Consider the following 2,167-nt stretch of genomic DNA (forward strand, 5'->3'; position numbering starts at 1 on the left):
CCAGCGTCCTGCGCCGCCAGGCGGCCGTTCTGCGGTACGGGCCGGGCTGCTGTCCCGGTGTTGGTGTGTGCATGGTTCCCTATCCTATTCGCCGCAGAGCCCCGGCACAGGCCGCATCACCGGGAGGCCGGCCGGGGTCACCGCCGGCCTGCACCCCCGGACGGGGTCCGGCGCGCCCCTCGGGCTTGGCAGCCGGGTTACCAAACCGGTATGTTACTCGCCAGTAGGTGTGGTGTAACCCACATGCCCCGGACCGCATACTAGTGTTAGTCGTACCCCTCGCGGGTCCATGGATATCAAAGGAGCTAACGTGCGAGAAATCAGTGTCCCGCCCCTAGTCAACGTCCCCCCGGAAACGAACGTCACGGACCTGGTCCTGCGGCAGGCCGCAAAGACCTCCAACCCGGCCCTGTTCTCCCGCCTCGACGCGGCCGGACAATGGCAGGACGTCCGGGCCACCGATTTCCTGGCCGATGTTTCCCTGCTCGCCAAGGGCCTGATGGCCAGCGGCGTCGGGCCCGGCGACCGGGTTGGCATCATGTCCCGCACCCGGTACGAATGGGCCCTCGTTGACTTCGCCATCTGGTTCGCCGGTGCCGTCTCCGTGCCGATTTATGAGACCTCCTCGCCCTCCCAGGTCGCCTGGAACCTGGGTGATTCCGGTGCCGTCGCGGCCTTCGGCGAATCCGCCCACCATGAGAACATCATCCGGCAGGCCGCCACCTCCGAAGGCCTCACGGCCCTGGCCCACGTCTGGCAGCTCGAAGGCACGGGCCTCGACGAGGTCCGCGCCGCCGGAGCGACCGTCAGCAACGAGGAGCTGGAGGCACGGCGCAGCCTCGCATCGCTCAAGGACCTCGCCACGATCATCTACACCTCCGGCACCACCGGACGTCCCAAGGGCTGCGAGCTGACCCACGGCAACTTCGTGGAACTCTCCGAAAACGCGCTGGCCACGTCACTGAACAAGATCGTCCACGAGCAGGCCCGGACCATCATGTTCCTGCCGCTCGCCCACGTGTTCGCGCGGTTCATTTCCGTGCTCGCGGTCGCCGCCGGTGTCACGGTGGCCCACACCCCGGACATCAAGAACCTCCTGCCGGACCTGCAGAGCTACAAACCAACCTTCATCCTCGCGGTGCCGCGGGTGTTCGAGAAGGTCTACAACTCGGCGCTCACCAAGGCAGAGGACGGTGGCAAGGGCGCCATCTTCCATCGAGCCGCGGACACCGCCATCGAGTTCTCCCGCGCCCGCCAGGCCGGCAGGATCGGCCTGGGCCTGAAGCTCAAGCACACCCTCTTCGACAAGCTCGTCTACGGCAAGCTCCGCGCGGCCATGGGCGGCGAGGTGGCCCACGCCGTCTCCGGCGGCGGCCCGCTGGGCGAGCGGCTGGGCCACTTCTTCCAGGGCATCGGCATGCAGATCCTGGAAGGCTACGGGCTGACCGAAACCACGGCCCCGGTTACCGTGAACACACCGGACCTGATCAAGATCGGCACCGTCGGCGCCCCGATTCCGGGCAACTCCGTGAAAATCGCCGACGACGGCGAGATCCTCGCCAAGGGCGTGTGCGTCATGCGCGGCTACTACAAGCGTGAGGACCTGTCCGCTGAGTCCTTTGCGGATGGCTGGTTCCGGACCGGAGACATCGGACAGCTGGATGAGCAGGGCTTCCTGACCATCACGGGACGCAAGAAGGAAATCATCGTCACGGCCAGCGGCAAGAACGTCGTTCCGGCGCTCCTGGAGGACCAGATCCGCGCCGACGCGCTGGTCTCGCAGGTGCTTGTGGTGGGCGACAACCGGCCCTTCATCGGCGCGCTGGTCACCCTCGACGAGGAGGCCCTGCCCGGCTGGCTGCACCGCCACGGGCTGCCCGCCTCAACGACCCTGGCCGAAGCCACTGACAACCCGGTGGTCAAGGCCGCGGTGCAGGAACTCATCAACGGCGCCAACCAGTCGGTATCCCAGGCCGAGGCCATCAAGTCGTTCCGGATCGTCCCGGCCGACTTCACGGAGGCGTCCGGGCACCTGACGCCGTCGATGAAGGTCAAGCGCGCCCAGGTGATGAAGGACTTCGAGAACGTCATCGAGGAGATGTACGGCGCCCCGCGTCCCACCCAGGTCTAGGCAGCACCACAGCAACGCGGGGTCACGTACGGCCCG

Annotated in this window: 1 protein-coding gene; it reads left to right on the plus strand. The window is 67.1% G+C overall.

The features are described from left to right. Nucleotides 1-310 precede the first annotated feature (310 nt). A complete protein-coding gene (locus tag K789_RS0100950; RefSeq protein ID WP_024365111.1) occupies nt 311-2,131 on the plus strand; it encodes an AMP-dependent synthetase/ligase in 1,821 nt (606 codons plus the stop codon). The last annotated feature ends 36 nt before the right edge of the window (nt 2,132-2,167 follow it).

Origin of the sequence: Arthrobacter sp. TB 26 (genome assembly GCF_000427315.1) — a bacterium.
Classification (GTDB): domain Bacteria; phylum Actinomycetota; class Actinomycetes; order Actinomycetales; family Micrococcaceae; genus Arthrobacter.